This is a genomic window from Alkaliphilus hydrothermalis, assembly GCF_016908555.1.
Classification (GTDB): domain Bacteria; phylum Bacillota; class Clostridia; order Peptostreptococcales; family Natronincolaceae; genus Alkaliphilus; species Alkaliphilus hydrothermalis.
The window spans coordinates 25157-43823 of record NZ_JAFBEE010000004.1; the positions used below are offsets into that span (position 1 = coordinate 25157).

Genomic DNA, 18667 nt, shown 5'->3' on the forward strand with positions numbered 1-18667 from the left:
GGAAATTAATGAAATTCAAGCTTGTTCAAAAAAACATTTTACTTGTTTTGGTAGTTATCCTATTAGCAATTGTTCCGTTACTTATCAATCCAAATGCTGAATATGGCGGTGCTGATGGGGCTGCCGAAGAGTTAGTTACTGAAATTCAGCCAGAATACGAACCATGGTTTAGCCCAATCTGGGAGCCTCCTAGTGGTGAAATTGAAAGTCTATTGTTTGCTCTTCAAGCTGCTATTGGCACAGGTTTTATTACCTACTTTATTGGATACAGTATAGGAAAAAAGAAGGGTAGTGAAGGTTTAGCAAAATGATTGTTATTGATCAGTACGCTTATACCAATGGATTAAAAGAAATTCATCCACTGGAAAAGTTTATACTTGCCCTAATGTCATTGATCATCTGCCTTTTTACTAAGTCTACCCTACTGCATTTGATCATTTTCATAGTGATGTCTACAATAATTATAGGGATAGCTAAAATCCCTTTTAGCACCTATCTAAAGATTATGCTGATCCCCCTGGCCTTTCTGGGGATTAGCTGCTTTGGAGTGGCCTTTATCATTACGAAAAACCCTCTAATCTTAACCTATGGTATAGGCTTAGGTAGTTGGTTCATTGGATTCAGTTTAGAAGGCATTCAAAGTGCACGTATACTTTTTTTTCGAGCCTATAGTAGTATAGGCTGTATGTATTTTTTAGCCTTGACTACACCCATGATTGATATTATATGGGTACTTAGAAAAATAAAGCTACCTAGCATCTTGACTGATTTAATGATTATCATTTATCGATTTATTTTTGTTTTACTAGAAACTGCATCCTTGATTTACATTTCCCAAGACAGTAGACTAGGCTATTCTTCTATTAAGAGAAGCTATGTTTCTTTAGGGGGGTTAATATCTAATTTGTTTTTCAAAGTTTTTCTACGGTCAAAAGAACTCTTCATTTCTCTAACTGCTAGAGGATATACGGGAGACTTTAATGTTTTAGAAGAGGCAAAAGTCCTCTCTTTTACCCACATCCTAATGATTGCTTTTTTAGAGGTTATTTTTATTGTGTTGGCATTTATATTATAACTATCTTGAGTTAGCTTTTTTATACAAACTTATTTGAAAGCTTTGATCAGAAGTCTTGGAAAGACAGGAGTTGAGACCCTATGGATGATTCTAAGAGTGAATATATCCTGCAAACAAAAGATTTACATTATATCTATCCTGATGGTACCCAAGCATTAAGAAAGCTATCTATTTCCTTTGAAAAGGGTAAAAAGATAGCCATTATTGGTGCTAACGGTGCTGGAAAGACTACTTTATTCTTAACCTTAAATGGGGTCTACAAGCCCACAGGTGGACAAGTATTCTTTGACGGTCAAAGGATCTCCTACAGTAAGAAGGAGCTTAAGGATCTGCGTCAAAAAATCGGCATTGTTTTTCAAGACTCCAACTCCCAGCTATTCTCCGCCAATGTCTTTCAGGAGGTCTCCTTTGGTCCCATGAATCTTGGTTTACCTAAAGAAGTGGTACGAGAAAGGGTCAATTCAGCCCTTGAAAAGGCAAATATTATAGACTTAAAAAACAAGCCGACACATTTTCTTAGTGGTGGACAGAAAAAAAGAGTTGCCATAGCAGATATATTAGCTATGGAGCCCAGTGTAATTTTCTTAGATGAACCCACTGCATTTGTTGACCCTGTCACCAGTAATGAAATCATGGATTTCTTTGATGAGCTAAACCAAGAGGGGGTCACCATTGTTTTATCTACCCATGATATGGATCGTGTCTATCCTTGGGCTGATTATGTTTATGTTATGAATGAGGGTAGCCTCATAGGAGAAGGCCCTCCTGGAGAAGTTTTTATGAACAGTGAAACACTGAAAAAGGCTGGGCTCCATAAGCCACTAATTCTGGAGGTTTATGAGGAATTTATCAAACATAAGCCACCTTCAAAGGATGAACAAATCCCTAAATCTAAACAAGCGTTATTTAAGTTTATGACAAAGGAACTAAGTCGAGATTGATTTCGATGTCTCCTAATACCCTATTATAATATACGAGTAATAAAGAACCCTAGCCTCCTTTTGGATACTGAAATACCAAAGGAGGCTAGGGTAAACTTATAAGGCTTATAAGATTTTAGAAGCCTATAGCTTCATCGTCCGATAAAATATGATCAGATGAAAGATTTGATTGAAGATGTATAAGGCAGGTACCCCAATGTAGAATTTCTTTTTACTGATTTTATGATGAAAGCAAACCATCCCTAGGAGGACACCTATAGCCCCACCAAAGAAGGAAAAGGCCATTAAGGTTAACTCTGAAATTCGATATTCTCCTTGTTTTGCCCGATACTTATCATAGCCCATCAGAGCGAATCCTGCGATTGAAATTAACAGCGAGATGGAGATATAAATCATAAATACCGTGGAGACTTCCTTGGCTAACTCATTGATAAATTCCATATATTTTCCCCCTTTTAGAAAAAGCCCTTAATCAGTTGATTAAGGGCTTTACTAATCTAGTTCTTATTCAAAGAATCTAATAATCATTCCACCATAAGCTTTAAATAATGGTGCGAATACTACAGATACAATTGTCATTAACTTGATTAAGATATTGATTGAAGGTCCAGATGTATCTTTGAATGGATCCCCTACAGTGTCACCTACAACAGCTGCCTTATGGGGTTCGCTTCCTTTTCCACCATGGTGTCCTTCTTCAATGTATTTCTTAGCATTATCCCATGCTCCACCAGCATTAGCCATCATGATCGCCATTAATACCCCAGCTACTAATGAACCTGCTAACAATCCACCAACTGCATCAGCTCCTAAAAGAACTCCTGTAGCGATTGGTGCAATTACTGCCAATAATCCTGGAACAACCATTTCTTTAAGGGCTGCAGCAGTACTGATATCAACACAAGTAGCATATTCAGGCTTACCTTTACCCTCCATGATTCCTGGGATTTCTCTAAACTGTCTTCTTACCTCTTCAATCATTTCAAAAGCAGCTTTACCAACCGCCTCCATCGTTAAAGCAGAGAATAAGAATGGTAACATCCCACCAATTAACATACCCGCGATTACAGTAGGTCTTGTTAAGTCAATTGAGCTTAATTCAACTGCTTCAGTATAAGTAGCAAATAATGCCAGAGCTGTTAAAGCTGCAGAACCGATGGCAAAACCTTTACCCATAGCTGCAGTTGTGTTACCAACAGCATCTAATTTATCTGTAATCTTTCTAACTTCTTTTGGTAATTCACACATTTCAGCGATACCACCAGCGTTATCTGCGATTGGTCCGTAAGCATCTACTGCTACAGTCATACCAGCTGTTGCTAACATACCTACAGCCGCAAGGGCGATACCGTATAGTCCTGCTACTCCGAAGGAAATTAAGATTCCTACTGCGATTAAAAGAATTGGCCAAGCTGTTGAAAGCATACCTACTGCAAGTCCACTGATGATTGTCGTTGCTGGACCAGTTTCAGATTGCTTTGCAATTTTCTTAACATATCTAAAGTCTCCAGAAGTATAAACTTCTGTCAATTGCCCAATAGCAATACCTACTAATAAACCTGTAACAACTGCCCAGAAACCACTTAAGTTTCCTAGGAAATTTGTACTTAAGAAATAAGTTGCCACAATTGTGATAGCTCCTGACACATATGTACCAGTTTTTAGGGATTTTTGTGGATCAGTATTCTCATTACCTTTTACAAAGAAAGTACCAATAATAGAAGCAATAATACCGATTGCTGCTAACATTAATGGGAAAAGAGCACCGTTAATACCGTAAGCTTCCCCAGCAGCATTTGTTGCAATTAAACCTAATGCAATAGCAGAAATGATAGAACCAACATAAGATTCGAATAAGTCAGCCCCCATACCTGCAACGTCACCAACATTATCTCCTACGTTATCTGCGATAACAGCAGGGTTTCTTGGGTCATCCTCCGGGATTCCTGCTTCTACTTTACCTACAAGGTCAGCTCCAACGTCTGCTGCCTTAGTATAGATTCCTCCACCCACACGGCCAAATAGAGCGATGGATGAAGCACCTAAAGCAAATCCAGTAATTCTAACAGCAGCATCTGCTGTATCACCATTTAGCATATTAGTAAAAATTAGAAAAAGTCCTCCAACTCCTAATAAACCAAGTCCAACTACTGACATACCCATTACTGCACCACCTGAGAATGCTACGCTTAGGGCTTTGTTCATTCCCCCTTCTTTAGCACCGTTGGCAGTTCTAACGTTAGCCTTTGTAGCTACCTTCATTCCAAAGAACCCGGCTAAACCAGAGAAAATTGCACCCACTATAAATGCAATTGCAGTAATCCAATCTATACCAAAACCTAAGATTACGAATAAAATAGCTGAAAAAATTACTAAATACTTATATTCTCTTGTTAGGAAAGCCATGGCTCCCTCATGGATATACGAAGAAATCTCCTTCATTCGATCTGTACCTATCGCCACCTTATTGATTTTAGCTGTAAGCATATAAGCAAATGCCAGTGCAACAAGACCTACAATAGGGGCTATGATGACTAAGTTCATTGTTCTTACTCCTCTCTCGTATCTATTCAGTTTTTATCTCTTATTGAATCGCTACTAATGTAATCGCAACAATAATAAATAACGCTGCGGCAACTGAAGTTACTTTGCTTAACACGCCTTCGTAACCTCTAGCTTGTTTTCCCCAAACTTGTTCAGCACCACCACCAATAGCACCAGAAAGTCCTTGAGATTTACCTGATTGTAATAGTATGCTTCCAATTAAAATAATACTTGTAATTACTTGAATAACCATTAAGATTGTTTTTAGCATATTTCCACCTCCCCTGTTGTGAGATTAACATACATATTTTAACACAGACAACCCATAAAATCAATAAATATTATTAAGTCGACTGCATTTGTTCGTGCCTATTTCAGAAAATGATAATTCCCAAAATTAATTTATAAAACAATAATAAGGGTAAATATTCACCCCTATTATTGTCTTAAAATTTAAACCATATACTTTTTAAAAGACTTAATTACTTTTTGATGTTATAAAAAACCTTTTCGCCCTTATATTTAGCAATAGATCCTAATTCATCTTCAATTCTTAAAAGTTGATTGTACTTAGCCACACGGTCTGTACGGGCTGGAGCACCTGTCTTGATTTGTCCTGCATTTAAAGCAACTGCAATATCCGCAATTGTAGAATCTTCTGTTTCTCCAGAACGGTGGGAGATTACAGTTGTATACCCTGCTCTATGGGCCATTGCAATGGAATCTAAAGTTTCAGTAATTGTACCGATTTGATTTACTTTGATTAGGATTGAGTTAGCTGTACCCATTTCAATTCCTTTTTGTAATCTAGTTGTGTTAGTTACGAATAAGTCATCCCCAACGATCTGAATTTTCTTTCCTAATCTATCCGTCATTAATTTCCAACCATCCCAGTCATCTTCACTTAAACCATCTTCGATGGAGATAATTGGATACTTACTTACTAAATCTTCATAGAAGGCAACCATTTCCTCAGATGTCTTAGTTAAACCTTCACCAGCTAAGTGATAAACCTTCTTTTCTTCATCATATAACTCTGTAGCAGCAACGTCTAATGCTAATTTAATTTCCTCTCCTGGCTTGTAACCTGCCCTTTCAATTGCTTCAATGATTACTTTCAGGGCTTCTTCGTTGGATGCTAAGTTTGGTGCAAATCCACCTTCGTCACCTACCCCAGTAGCAAGACCTTTTTCCTTTAATACAGCCTTTAGGTTATGGTAGATTTCTACTCCCATCCTAAGACCTTCCCTATAGGTCTCAGCTCCAACTGGCATTACCATAAATTCTTGAATATCTACGTTATTATCGGCATGGGCTCCGCCATTTAAGATGTTCATCATTGGTACTGGTAATTCCTTTGCATTAACTCCACCAAGATATTGATATAGGGGTAATCCTAGGGCCTCAGCCGCTGCTCTAGCCACTGCCATTGAAACGCCAAGGATGGCATTTGCACCTAGTTTACCTTTATTTTCAGTTTCGTCCAGCATAATTAAAGTTTCGTCGATTCCTACTTGATCAGTAGCGTCAAATCCTTCGATTGTTGGGGCAATCACATCATTTATATTCTCTACAGCCTTAAGTACCCCTTTACCAAGGTATCTACTCTTGTCGCCATCTCGAAGCTCTACTGCTTCAAAGGCTCCAGTCGAAGCGCCAGAAGGAACAATTGCCCTTCCGATTACACCACTCTCTAAGTAAACCTCTACTTCTACTGTTGGATTTCCTCTCGAGTCTAATACCTCTCTAGCATAAATTTCCTCAATAATTGTCATTTTCGTTTCTCCTCTCTATCCTTCATAAATGATTTATTGCTTTTTTATTAAACTTTCTCCTGTCATTTCCAATGGCTTATTTATTCCAAGTAGTTCCAAAATAGTAGGGGCAATATCGCATAATTTGCCTTCGTCTACTAGCTGATGCTTTTCTGCTGTCACTAAAACTAAAGGAACTGGATTTGTGGTGTGGGCAGTTACTGGTCCGCCTGTTACCTCGTCAATTAATGCCTCTGCATTCCCATGATCCGATGTCACGATTGCCGCTCCACCTTTTGAAAGAATCTTATCTATCACCTGACCTAGGCAGTTGTCTACTGTATCTAAAGCCCTAACTACTGCATCAAAGACCCCTGTATGTCCCACCATGTCAGGGTTGGCATAATTTACAACGATAAAATCATATTTATCTCCATCTATTTCCTTAATTAATGTATCTGTTACTTCTTGGGCACTCATTTCTGGCTTCAGGTCGTATGTAGCCACCTTTGGAGATTGAATCAGCCTTCGATCCTCATTTGGATAAGCTTCCTCAACTCCACCATTGAAGAAATAAGTCACATGGGCATATTTTTCTGTTTCTGCAATTCTAAATTGCTTAATATTGTTTTGGCTCAAGTATTGCCCCAATGTATTGTTCAGTGTTTGTGGTGGATAAGCGATATTTACCCCTTTAATAGATGCATCATAAAGGGTCATGGATACATAGTGAAGGGCTAATTTTCCCTTTACCCTTACGAATCCATCAAATTCATCCTCTATTAAAGCCCTAGTCATTTGTCTTGCTCTATCGGGTCTAAAATTAAAGAAGATCACTGAATCCCCGTTGTTAACATTATGTACCTGACCATCTTGAGGAATCACTACTGGCTTTACGAATTCATCTAATTCATCAATGTTATAGGATGCCTTGATGGCCTCTAAAGGATCCTTCATCATAACACCTTGCCCCATTACAATGGCATCATAAGCACTCTTCGTTCTCTCCCATCTTAAGTCACGATCCATTGCATAGTATCTACCGCTGATGGAGGCAATTCTTCCTACACCTATTTCTAAAAGCGCATTTCGTAGCTCCTCAATGTATTGAAGGGCACTTTGGGGTGGGGTGTCCCTACCGTCTAAGAAGCAGTGAATCAATACATCTTCTACCCCTATTCTCTTAGCCATCTTTAAAAGAGCATATAAATGCTTGATATGACTATGTACCCCCCCGTCAGAGACTAATCCCATTAGGTGAAGCTGTGTCTTGTTGTTTTTAGCGTGTTCCATAGCATTAACAAGGGCTGGGTTTTCAAAGAAATTTCCTAATTGAATTTCCCTGGAAATCCTCGTAAGCTCTTGATACACAATTCTTCCAGCTCCGATATTTAAATGTCCTACCTCTGAATTACCCATTTGTCCCTCTGGCAAACCTACTGCCATACCACTGGCTTGAATATTCATTGAAGGATACTGATTAATTAGGGAGTGATAATTTGGTAATTTAGCAGCCTTTACAGCATTTCCTAAGGTTTGATTGTTAATACCAAAACCATCTAAAATGACTAGTGCAACTGATTTCTTCATATTCATCTTCCTTTCCGGTGATTAGAAGCGTACAATTCCTAGAAAGGCTTCTGCTTCTAAACTAGCTCCCCCTACAAGGGCGCCATCTATATCTTCCTCCATCATAATCTCAGATGCATTGGAGGCCTTTACACTTCCTCCGTATTGAATTCTAATGTTTTCAGAAATTGTATCATTATAAAGTTCCTTTACAACGTCTCTAATGTAGGCGATCACCGCATTTGCATCACTGGATGAAGCAGTCTTTCCTGTTCCAATTGCCCAGATTGGTTCGTAGGCAATCACAACTTTTTCAAGATCATCATTACTGATACCTTCAAGCCCCTTAATTGCTTGTCGCTTTACAACTTCAAAAGTCTTTTCCCCTTCTCTTTCCTCAAGGGTTTCCCCCATACAAAGAATTGGCTTTAAGCCTTTTTCTAAAGCTTTTTTCACCTTCTTATTTACGATTTCATCAGTTTCATTAAAATACTGTCTTCTTTCTGAGTGTCCAATAATCACATACTCAACCCCTATGTTTAATAACATGTCGGCTGATATCTCACCTGTGTAAGCCCCTGACTCTTCCCAATGCATATTCTGAGCCCCAAGCTTAATTTTTGTACCTTCAGTAGCCTTCTTTACCTCCGATAAGGCAGTAAAAGGACAACAAAGTACCACTTCTACATCTGTATCATTGACTTCATTCTTCAATTCATTCACCAAATGAAGGGCTTCATCATTATTCTTATTCATTTTCCAATTCCCTGCAATAATAGGTATACGCATCAATAGACCCCTTTCTTCTTCCTTCGTTCGTTTTCTTTTATCAATTAGGTGAAATTGCACTACTCAAACTATTTACATATTTGCAATTTCTATCTATTCTTTCTTCTATTTATCCGTCAATACCTCAATCCCTGGTAATACAATTCCCTCAAGAAATTCTAATGATGCTCCACCACCAGTAGAGATATGACTCATGTTGTCAGCATAGCCCAGTTGCTCAACTGCTGCTGCACTGTCTCCACCACCGATAATGGTAATGGCCTCACTCTCTGCCATTGCTTTAGCAACGTCCTTTGTACCTTTAGCAAAGTTCGGCATTTCAAATACTCCCATTGGTCCATTCCAGATAACAGTTTTAGCTTCCTTTATCTTTTGTGCATATAACTCAACCGTTTGGCTTCCAATATCAAGTCCCATCCAGTCAGAAGGCATATCTTCATTGATAACAGTTTTGTGGGCTGCATCTGCAGCAAAATCACTGGCTACAACCGAGTCTACAGGAAGTAACAGATCTACATTTTTTTCTTTAGCCTGTTTAATCATCTCTAAAGCTAAGTCCATCTTATCTTCTTCTAATAAGGATTTTCCAATCTCATACCCTTGGGCCTTAAGGAAAGTGTATGCCATTCCTCCTCCGATTAGTAAAACATCTACTTTTTCTAAAAGGTTTTCGATTACTCCAATTTTGTCAGAAACCTTTGATCCACCTAAAATTGCAACAAAAGGTCTTTCTGGATTTTCCAAAGCCTTACCCATGTAATTAATTTCTTTTTCAATTAGGAAACCCATACCTGATGGTAAAAAATTTGCAATGCCTGCTGTAGAACTGTGGGCTCTATGGGCAGTACCAAAGGCATCATTAATAAATAAATCCCCTAAAGATGCTAATTCTTCTGAGAAACCATTTTCGTTTTTCTCTTCTTCTTTTCTATATCTCACATTTTGTAGAAGTAGAATTTTACCTGGGCTCAGTTCTTTCGCCTGTTCCTTTGTCACTTCCCCTACTACTTCATCATCTTCAGCAAATAATATTTCCATATCTAATAAATCAGATATTCTTTGGGCTATTGGAGCTAAGGAATATTTAGGATTTGCCTCTCCCTTTGGTCTTCCTAAATGGGACATTAGGATCACTGCCGCCCCTTCCTCCAACAAATATGTAATTGTTGGTAGTGCCGCTTGAATTCTCCGATCATCAGTAATGTTCCCTTCCTTATCCATTGGAACATTAAAGTCACATCTTACCAATACTTTCTTACCTTTTACGTCAAAGTCTTTTACTGTTTTTTTCATCTTAGAAATCCTCCTCTTACCCTTTTAGCTTTTTTACTTATTATGCTTATCTCATAGGATTACATACTAATTGGATGTTAAAGCTTCTTTGTAATATTCCTTATATATATTACCACATGTTGCTAATTATTTAAATGAAATAAAACAGTCAATAACGCTTATAACAACCTCAGCTCTAAAAGCTGAGGCTGTCTTTACTCTCATGTTTTTATACTATGTTTTGTACGTTGTTTATTCTACTATCTTACCAATACTATAATCCTTGCTTAACGATGTAGGATACAATATCTACTACCCTTACAGAGTAACCCCACTCATTGTCATACCAAGCAATTACCTTCACTAAATTCTCTCCTATCACAGTTGTAGAAAGAGCATCTACAATTGATGAATGTGGGTCTTGGCGATAATCAGCAGATACTAAAGGCTCATCAGAGAAATTCATCACTCCCTTTAATTCTCCCTTTGCTGCTGCCTCTAAAGCTGCATTTACTTCCTCAGCAGATGTATTCTTTCCTACTTCTGCTACAAAGTCAACAACAGATACTGTAGGAGTAGGAACTCGCATTGCCATACCACTTAATTTGCCCTTTAATTGAGGTAATACTAATGCTACTGCTTCAGCTGCACCTGTAGTCGTTGGAATGATGGATTGAGCTGCTGCTCGAGCTCTTCTCAAATCCGAATGAGGTAAGTCAAGGATTCTTTGGTCATTTGTATAGGCATGAATTGTGGTCATTAAACCCTTCTTGATACCAAAATTCTCGTCAATAACTTTAGCAAAAGGAGCTAAGCAGTTAGTCGTACAAGAAGCATTTGAAATGATGTGGTGATTTACTGGGTCATAGTCCTTTTCATTTACTCCCATTACAATTGTGATATCTTCATTTTTCGCTGGAGCTGTGATAACAACCTTCTTTGCGCCTGCATTGATGTGCTTCATAGCCTTGTCTTTACTTCTAAATACCCCTGTAGCTTCAATAACTACATCTACACCGATTTCCTTCCATGGTAATTTTTCTGGGTCTTTTTCAGCATAAATTTTGATTGTTTTGCCATTAACAACAAGCGCATCATCCAATGCCTTAATTTCTCCTTGAAATTTACCATATAAACTGTCATATCTTAATAAGTGTCCTAATGTTGCTGGATCGGTTAAATCATTGATGGCAACAATCTCCCAATCTCTTTGTTCTTCAAGGGCCACCTTGAAGGCATTTCTACCAATTCTTCCAAATCCATTAATCGCTACTTTTACAGTCATAAATTTAACCTCCTTAGATTTATATAAATGAATTCTTAATAGTTTTCCAATAACAATATTGGTTATATGCATCGTTTTATATTAAAGAAATGATACTAGTATTTCTCTAGTATTTCTCTAGTAGCTCCCTCATCAGTAACAAGGATTAAGTCCTTCTTGATTTTACTGATGGCTACAATTGCTTCAGCTTTTTTAGGCCCCCCTGCCACACCTATTGTTGTGGGGACCTTACAAAAATCCTCTAGGTTGATTCCTACTGTCTTCATTTCGTGAACGATTTCTCCGTCTCGATTGAAGTAGTGACCAAAAGCTTCTGCAACTGCCCTTCTACTTTGCAAAAGTTCAATTATTTCTTGAGACAGTTCCCTTCTTTCTGCCATTTTATCTGATCTACCAATGCCAAACACTAAAATATTGACCTGCTTAATTAAATCTGTAATTTTCTTAATCTCTGGGTCCTGTAAAATACTCTCTATGGCTTCTTGACTCATTGTATCTGAGGCATGAAGTAGTTGATAGCTCCCATTTAGCTTATTGGCCATAACAGCCGCAATTGTATTTGCCTGACTCTCTACTTTTTTGCCCAAACCACCTCTAGCTGGGACAACAACAATCCCACGTTTCTTTGATTGTTGGGTCATTTCATTGGCTACCTCAGCCATCGTACTACCGCCAGTTACTCCAACGATACTATTTTCCACCAATGACCCCTCTAGTATGCGGGAAGTTGTTTTAGATAGGTCCCTCAATACATACTTATCATTTTCTATATTGCCTGGTACTATGTAGACACTGTTAATCTGAAGCTTTTTCTTGAGCTGTTCCTGTAGACCACTGATTCCCCTTAGGTGATAAATAATCTCCTTCAGCTGATCCATCAAGACTAATCCCTCATGGGTAATCATCATTCCTGCTGGATTCACATCAATGAGTCCCTGTTCCTTCAAAAACTCCATCTCACCTCGAACTATTCTTTCCCCAATGGATAATCTATTGGCTAATGCTCTTCTTCCTATTGGTTGTAATATGTAAATGTTTCGCAAAATATCGTAACGCTTTTCAAATGTGGCAAAAGCCTCGGGGATAATTTTCTTTTGAATGTTAATAATATCCTTCATCTTTCACCTTCCCTCCTCAGGGACTTAATTAGTCCCGCGTATGCGTATTATGTCCCAATTGCTATAAAAAAATACAGGTAACTTAAGGTAATTATATAATACAGAATTTTATAATTCAATGATTTTCTTAAAGAACAAGCAAAATAATCCAGCGACTGCCGCGTATAAGTAATACGCAAGGGTGCTGGATTATTGCAGTGACGCAGAAGATGATGGCTTTTCAAATGAGTCAAGTATTTGCCTGTTCAAAAGTCATTAGATTCAAGAATCAAAATAATCCAGCGACTGCCGCGTATAAGTAATACGCAAGGGTGCTGGATTATTGCAGTGACGCAGAAGATGATGGCTTTTCAACAGGCAAATTAGAATCGTTTACGTTTAGATGATGCAGGTATCAACAGGTCGTCCCTGTACTTCGCTACAGTTCTCCTGGAAATCGGCATTCCCTTTTCCGTAAGGATATCTGCAATCTTACTATCACTTAGGGGTTTTTTAGGATTTTCTTCATTTATGATTTCCTTGATGATACTCTTGATACTCTCGGCAGAAACTCCTTCTCCATCCTCCCCTTCAATCCCACTGGTGAAAAAATACTTTAGCTCAAAGGTCCCTGAGGGTGTCTCTACATACTTACCATTGGTGGCTCTACTGACGGTGGACTCATGAACCTCTATTTCCTCTGCTATTTCCTTTAAGGTCATGGGCTTTAGATATTTTTTCCCGTGGTCAAAGAAGTCCCTTTGCTTTTCGATAATCTTCTCCACCACTTTGTAGATAGTTTGGCGTCTCTGTTCAATACTTCTAATCAACCAACTGGCTGAGTTTAATTTATCATTTATAAACTTAACCGTATCAGAATTTTCATCATTGTTGGATAACATTTTACGATAGTCATCCCTAATCATTAATCTTGGTCCAATGCGGTCATTGATAATTACAACATAATCCTCACCAATCTTTTTCACCACCACATCAGGTACGATATAAGTATGATTCGCTGAGGAAAATTTTCTCCCTGGTTTTGGCTCCAATGTTCGAATAAAGTCACAGATATTTTGGACTTCCTCCACTGTTATACCCATTTTTTTTGCCACTTGTGGGTACTTGTTATCAGCAATCTCTACTAAATACTCCTCTATTAATTGATATGCATTTTCCTTCATAACTCCTAGCTGTTTTAATTGTATGATTAAACATTCCTTTAGATTTCTAGCTGCGATTCCAGCTGGTTCAAAGGTTTGGATTACTGTTAATATATTCTCTACTACAGAAGGCTCAATATTAAATTCTTCTGCAATTTCCATTAGGGGGATATTCAGATAACCATTTTCATCTAAACTATAGATGATGTATTCCCCTACTTCATTAAAGTTCTTATTTAAAAGAGTCAAGTGATATTGGTTCATTAAAAAATCCTGTAATGATGGTTTAACGGAAATCATATTTTCATAACTCATTTCGTTATCCCCTGAGTAGCTTCCCCCACTCTGTTGAATACCTCTACTATGATAATCATCACTAAATTCCTTCCAATCAATCTCCTTCTCCTTTAACTTATTCTTTGTAGATTCATTAAGATCTTTTTCATACTCCGTCTCATAGGATTCATTGATTTCTAAAAGGGGATTGGTCTCCATTTCCTTTTGAATAAACCGGTCCAATTCAATGGCATTTAGCTGTAATATTTTGATCGCCTGCTGCAGCTGGGGCGTCATTACTAGTTTCTGAGTTTGCTCTAGTTGTAAGTTGTAGCCCATTCTCATTTTGTACCATCCTCACCTTTTTAGACTTATAGTCCTATTATAACATTCCACCAATAATTAATAAAGACTTTACAGAAAATCCTTTAAAGTTGGCACGTATTTTGCATTGGGAATTTTTTCAACTTCCTATAACCTGTCCTAATATAATAGTATTCTGTCATCGATGATTCATTCCTACAATTGGGCAAAAAAATCCCCTCAACATATAGTTAGAGGGGGATTTATGATATGGCAGTATCATATTAACATATTAATTAAACTTGTTATTAAAACTTACAAAACTCATTTCTAATACTAGACATTTCGCTTATGATTTCATCTACATTTAATACCATTTCCATCATACCGATTTGATCGTCATATACAGATGCATCTACTTCGTTTTTGAATTCTGGCTCTACTGCATGGAATACTCTAAGTCCTAACTGGATTCCTGCTAAAGGACCTGCAAAAGTTGGATCTCCTGCTGTTACCGTCTCTGCTGCTAATCCAGCAGACTCAGCTTCAGCTGCACCGAGAAGTACGATTACATTTTCTGCACCGAATTTCTCAGCAAAATCCTTAACTCTCTTTTGATTTTCTAGGTCCATTGCACCTGCCGCGGTTCAGACAAAGCATTCTGTGGCAGAAAACAATACTTCGGCTCCAGTGGACTTTAAACATTCTTCGATAGCTGGACCAGGAATTCCATCTCTATCGCCAATGATGATGACTTTTTTACCTTCATACATACTCATTATTGACCACCCTTTCTTAAGTTTCTTTTGTGTTTACTTAAATTTTAATCCAAGTGCTAAACTTCTGCGTCGGAACGAATCAACTTCTATGTACTTTTAAAAAGCACTCTCAAATAAATTTCTAACAAATCTATTATATCACTTTTCAGTAAATTTGTAAATGTGTTTACATTATAAACGTAATTATTTTTCTGATTATTACTACAGTACGTCTAGGAGCCGTGTAATGAATTGAAGGGTTCAAAAATAAGAATCTCCACTCTACTAGGAATGGAGATTCTTTATATTACGCGGTTTATTTTACTTTAACTTTAGTTGTTTCCTTGAAGTCGCTTCGAAGTACCATTACAAGAGATACCATTGCAAAAATCATTACAAAAGCAAATGGGAAAGCCGCAGCTATAGATGCTGTCTGTAACATCCCCAATCCACCCGCCAACATTAAAGCTAAGGCTAACAAGGATTGAATAACTCCCCAGATTATTTTTTTCTGATTTGAAGGATTTAAGTCTCCGTTAGAAGACATCATTCCTAGCACAAAGGTTGCTGAATCTGCGGAGGTAACAAAGAAGGTACAAAGTAGAATAACTGCTACTACTGAAATAAGCCCTCCTAGAGGATACTTACTCATTACTACGAAAAATGCTGTTGGTGTTGACTTTATAGCTTCAGTAGCTACTTCTACTCCAAGGTTTATTGCAGAAGATCCAAATACTGCAAACCAAATAAATGAAGCCAAGGTTGGAGCTAATAGAACACCCCCAACAAACTCTTTAATCGTTCTACCTTTAGAGATTCTTGCAATAAAGGTGCCTACAAAAGGTGCCCATGCTATCCACCATGCCCAGTAGAATATTGTCCACCATCCAAACCATTCTCCATTACCAAAGGCTTCAATATGGAAGCTATCTCTTATAAATTCACCCAAATACATTCCAATGCCTTCTGTTAAGGAGTTGATAATTAATAGGGTAGGACCTACGATCATAGTAAGTATCAATAATATAGTAGCTAAACCAACATTAGCATTAGATAAGAACTTAATTCCTTTATCTAATCCAGAGATTGCTGAGATCATAAACAATACAGTAACCACTGCGACAATAATAATTTGAACTGCTGCATTTTCAGGGATACCAAACATATAGTTTAGCCCACTATTGATTTGCAGTGTTCCCAGCCCTAAGGAAGTGGCTACTCCAGCAACGGTAGCAAATATTGCTAATATGTCAATAGTTTTACCGATAGGCCCCTTAACTCTTTCTTCACCTAATAAAGGAATGAAAATACTACTAATTAAGCCTGGTTTCCCTTTTCTAAATTGCATATAAGCTAATGCCAGTGCAAGTACACTATAGTTTGCCCAAGGATGTAGTCCCCAATGAAAGAATGATTTTTTTATTGCAAAGCTTGCAGCTTCAGCAGTACCACCCGCCATACCTAAGGGAGCCACAAAGTGATTAAGCGGTTCAGCGATTCCCCAGAATACAAGCCCTATTCCCATACCTGCACTGAAGAGCATTGCAAACCATGAAATATAGCTGTACTCAGGTTCTGAATCATCTTCTCCTAGTTTTACTTTGCCATACTTACTAAAGGCAATCCAAACCGAAAAGGCTACAAAAGAAAACATAGAAACGAGATAAAACCATCCAAAATTTCCTACAAGATAATTAAAAAGTCCGTTTGCTGTACTTTCAAAGTTTGCTGGAGCTGCTAGTCCCCAAGCAACAATTGCCAATACAACTACAATAGAGATTATAAATACATTATTATCTTTCTTCATAGATTCCTCTCCTTTTAAGTAGTTTTAAGTATTAACATTCAGAACTCTTCTTCCCTCCTCTTATTCTTAGATAAGATACAGTTTAGTTTAAAATTGATGCTTTGTTAAAAATATAACAATATGCCAGAAAAATATATCATTTTTATAGTATATTTTTCATAATTTGCTATACTTTTTTTATGCATCTAACTAATAATTATTATAGCATATATGCGTTTATTTTGTAACTATGTTTTTTCATTATAATCTGTTTTTTTTGAAAATTTAATAACAAATACAATCTGACCCTTTAAAAATTTAGTATTTCCAACGTGTTTCTCTTTTTATCTCTAGCTTTTAATATTTTATACCATTGCATCTTTCAGCATTTTATGTTATTTTTAGTATTGATTCTATTAAAGAACTTAAGATCAAAATTCTGAAAATTTATTATAAAAAATGTATAATCGTGATTATTTTATAGCCATGATTAATATATAAGTTCGTTAATGTATTAACTATGTTCGTAGATTAATCTGTATTATTTTATAAACATAGTAGTAATCATTGGTGGTACTTTTAGTCTTTAGTGAGGAATGTAATTATTCGTTTCTTCTGGATAAGGGTCTACGTCATCCTTGTCTATCAGATTATTTACTGAGGAATTTAAAATGCCCATCCGTTCTCCAGTGAACGGATGGGCATTAATAAATACAGTGTTATCTCTTTAGATTTTTACCTTAAATACAGTTTGCTCTTCTATTTCCGTAGCTAGAGCATCTAACGCTACTCCTACCCTATGATGTCTCAACTTCCACTGTTCTTCCTTTGGTGTGCTTGGATCACCCAAAGGATATGGAATGGATATAGTTGGTACCATTCTGTTGGCGCCTACTGTTTTTGCTATCGGGATTAAGTTTGCCATTTGTACAATTGTAATTCCTGCTTTTTCAATTTCTTTTGTCATCGTTGCACCGCAACGTGTACAAGTACCTCAGGTGGAGGTAAGGATTACTGCATCCACTCCATCTGCCAATAATTCTGCTGCTATTTCTCTACCCATTCTCGCTGCTTCCCCTTGAGTAGTTCCTGTTCCTACTGTTGAGTAGAAGTATTGATGTACCTTTCCAATTTTACCTGCTTTTTCATAGGCCCTCAGGGCATCCAATGGTACGATTACATCGGAGTCAGCGTTAGCTGCCGCTGGGTCAAAGCCTGCATGGATTGTCATGAACTCTCCCTTTACTAGGTCGTCAATCTCTGATACATCATATTTTCCCCACTTTGTTGCTGAGGCTGATTGGATTCTATCAGGATTTCCTACTGGTACGATCCCACCTGATGTGGCAATAGCTACTGTGGCTTTACTTAAGTCCTTAATAGCTGGAGCGATCGGTACTAAATCTGATTTTGGGATTGGAAGCTCTGTTGTATAGGCTTCCCCCTTTAATTTCTTAATTAGCATATCAACCCCTCTATCAGAAGCTGACACTGGAGGATTTAACCAGATTTGATGTCTTTCTCCCCTAGGATAGTATCCTTCTTCCTTAGCTGATAACAGTTCTTCCCCTGTTAAGATTTTCTTACCAAATTGAGCCATTGCCATTACGTCTTTTCTCATGGCTGCTGCACTGGCTCCTCCTTCAAAGATGTACATTTCTTTCTTAAACATCTCTACTCCAGGGTTTTCGTCATTCATGGAAGTAATTACAGGTACATTAAATTTTTCCTTTACTGCTTTACAGATGTTTCCGCAGGCACTTCCATATCTTCCTGCTCTAAAGGCTGGCCCAGCAAAGAATATATCAAATTCTTTTCCTTCTAAAAATCCTAAAATTGTTTTGATGGCTTCTTCTTGATTTGAACCCATGAAGTTATCTCCACAAATAATTGTATGGGTTACTTCTGCAACTCCTGACAATTGCTTGCTTAACTCTAGGGCTGGTCCTACTAACCCTTCTCTTATTTCTGGTGCATGATCGGCTAATTCTTCTCCTCCGATTTGTCCAAAGAACTGATTCAAGTATAATATTGCTTTTTTCATCCCTACACCTC

16 protein-coding genes are annotated in these 18667 nt (G+C 37.6%); 3 read left to right on the forward strand and 13 right to left on the reverse strand.

The annotated features are described in order from the left end of the window. Positions 1-8 precede the first annotated feature (8 nt). The 3 genes from JOC73_RS04270 to JOC73_RS04280 all read left to right on the forward strand — a co-directional run bounded on the left by JOC73_RS04270 (position 9) and on the right by JOC73_RS04280 (position 2016). A complete protein-coding gene (locus tag JOC73_RS04270) occupies positions 9-311 on the forward strand; it encodes an energy-coupling factor ABC transporter substrate-binding protein (protein ID WP_204400627.1) in 303 nt (100 codons plus the stop codon). Next, positions 308-1075 (forward strand): cobalt ECF transporter T component CbiQ, encoded by a 768-nt coding sequence (gene cbiQ / locus JOC73_RS04275; RefSeq protein WP_204400628.1) that lies wholly within the window; start codon positions 308-310, stop codon positions 1073-1075. The genes JOC73_RS04270 and cbiQ overlap by 4 nt, the downstream gene beginning before the upstream one ends. Before the next feature lie 80 nt (positions 1076-1155). Continuing rightward, the gene (locus tag JOC73_RS04280) at positions 1156-2016 is read left to right on the forward strand and encodes an energy-coupling factor ABC transporter ATP-binding protein (RefSeq protein WP_204400629.1); all 861 of its coding nucleotides are present in this window, start codon (positions 1156-1158) and stop codon (positions 2014-2016) included. A gap of 123 nt (positions 2017-2139) precedes the next feature. Here the strand turns inward: JOC73_RS04280 and JOC73_RS04285 are convergent, their stop codons facing one another. From JOC73_RS04285 to grdH, 13 genes are all read right to left on the reverse strand, one after another. After that, complete coding sequence (locus JOC73_RS04285) at positions 2140-2457, reverse strand: DUF1294 domain-containing protein (protein WP_243427855.1); 318 nt, start codon at positions 2455-2457, stop codon at positions 2140-2142. Positions 2458-2520: 63 nt separating this feature from the next. Further along, a complete protein-coding gene (locus JOC73_RS04290) occupies positions 2521-4560 on the reverse strand; it encodes a sodium-translocating pyrophosphatase (RefSeq protein WP_204400630.1) in 2040 nt (679 codons plus the stop codon). A gap of 40 nt (positions 4561-4600) precedes the next feature. Then, positions 4601-4831 carry a preprotein translocase subunit SecG gene (gene secG, locus JOC73_RS04295; protein WP_204400631.1) on the reverse strand — a complete coding sequence of 77 codons (231 nt, stop codon included), beginning with the start codon at positions 4829-4831 and terminating at the stop codon, positions 4601-4603. Positions 4832-5042: 211 nt separating this feature from the next. Then, positions 5043-6335, reverse strand: coding sequence for a phosphopyruvate hydratase (gene eno / locus JOC73_RS04300; protein ID WP_204400632.1), 1293 nt, complete (start codon positions 6333-6335; stop codon positions 5043-5045). Positions 6336-6368: 33 nt separating this feature from the next. After that, positions 6369-7904 (reverse strand): 2,3-bisphosphoglycerate-independent phosphoglycerate mutase, encoded by a 1536-nt coding sequence (gene gpmI / locus JOC73_RS04305; protein WP_204400633.1) that lies wholly within the window; start codon positions 7902-7904, stop codon positions 6369-6371. Positions 7905-7925: 21 nt separating this feature from the next. Continuing rightward, positions 7926-8672 (reverse strand): triose-phosphate isomerase, encoded by a 747-nt coding sequence (gene tpiA / locus JOC73_RS04310; protein WP_204400634.1) that lies wholly within the window; start codon positions 8670-8672, stop codon positions 7926-7928. Between the two features lie 105 nt (positions 8673-8777). Further along, on the reverse strand, positions 8778-9965 hold the full coding sequence (locus JOC73_RS04315) for a phosphoglycerate kinase (protein WP_204400635.1): 1188 nt from the start codon (positions 9963-9965) through the stop codon (positions 8778-8780). Between the two features lie 253 nt (positions 9966-10218). Continuing rightward, positions 10219-11229: a type I glyceraldehyde-3-phosphate dehydrogenase gene (gap, locus tag JOC73_RS04320; RefSeq protein WP_204400636.1), complete on the reverse strand. Its 1011-nt coding sequence runs from the start codon at positions 11227-11229 to the stop codon at positions 10219-10221. Between the two features lie 95 nt (positions 11230-11324). Beyond that, entirely contained in the window at positions 11325-12347 is a 1023-nt protein-coding gene (locus JOC73_RS04325) for a sugar-binding transcriptional regulator (protein ID WP_204400637.1), read from the reverse strand. Between the two features lie 362 nt (positions 12348-12709). After that, the gene (gene rpoN / locus JOC73_RS04330; RefSeq protein ID WP_204400638.1) at positions 12710-14110 is read right to left on the reverse strand and encodes an RNA polymerase factor sigma-54; all 1401 of its coding nucleotides are present in this window, start codon (positions 14108-14110) and stop codon (positions 12710-12712) included. 266 nt (positions 14111-14376) lie between these two features. Then, positions 14377-14847: a glycine/sarcosine/betaine reductase complex selenoprotein A gene (grdA, locus tag JOC73_RS04335; RefSeq protein WP_204400639.1), complete on the reverse strand. Its 471-nt coding sequence runs from the start codon at positions 14845-14847 to the stop codon at positions 14377-14379. Between the two features lie 295 nt (positions 14848-15142). Then, entirely contained in the window at positions 15143-16633 is a 1491-nt protein-coding gene (locus JOC73_RS04340) for a glycine betaine uptake BCCT transporter (RefSeq protein WP_204400640.1), read from the reverse strand. A 706-nt stretch (positions 16634-17339) separates the two neighbouring features. Continuing rightward, positions 17340-18656 (reverse strand): betaine reductase selenoprotein B, encoded by a 1317-nt coding sequence (grdH, locus tag JOC73_RS04345; protein ID WP_204400641.1) that lies wholly within the window; start codon positions 18654-18656, stop codon positions 17340-17342. Between the last annotated feature and the right edge of the window lie 11 nt (positions 18657-18667).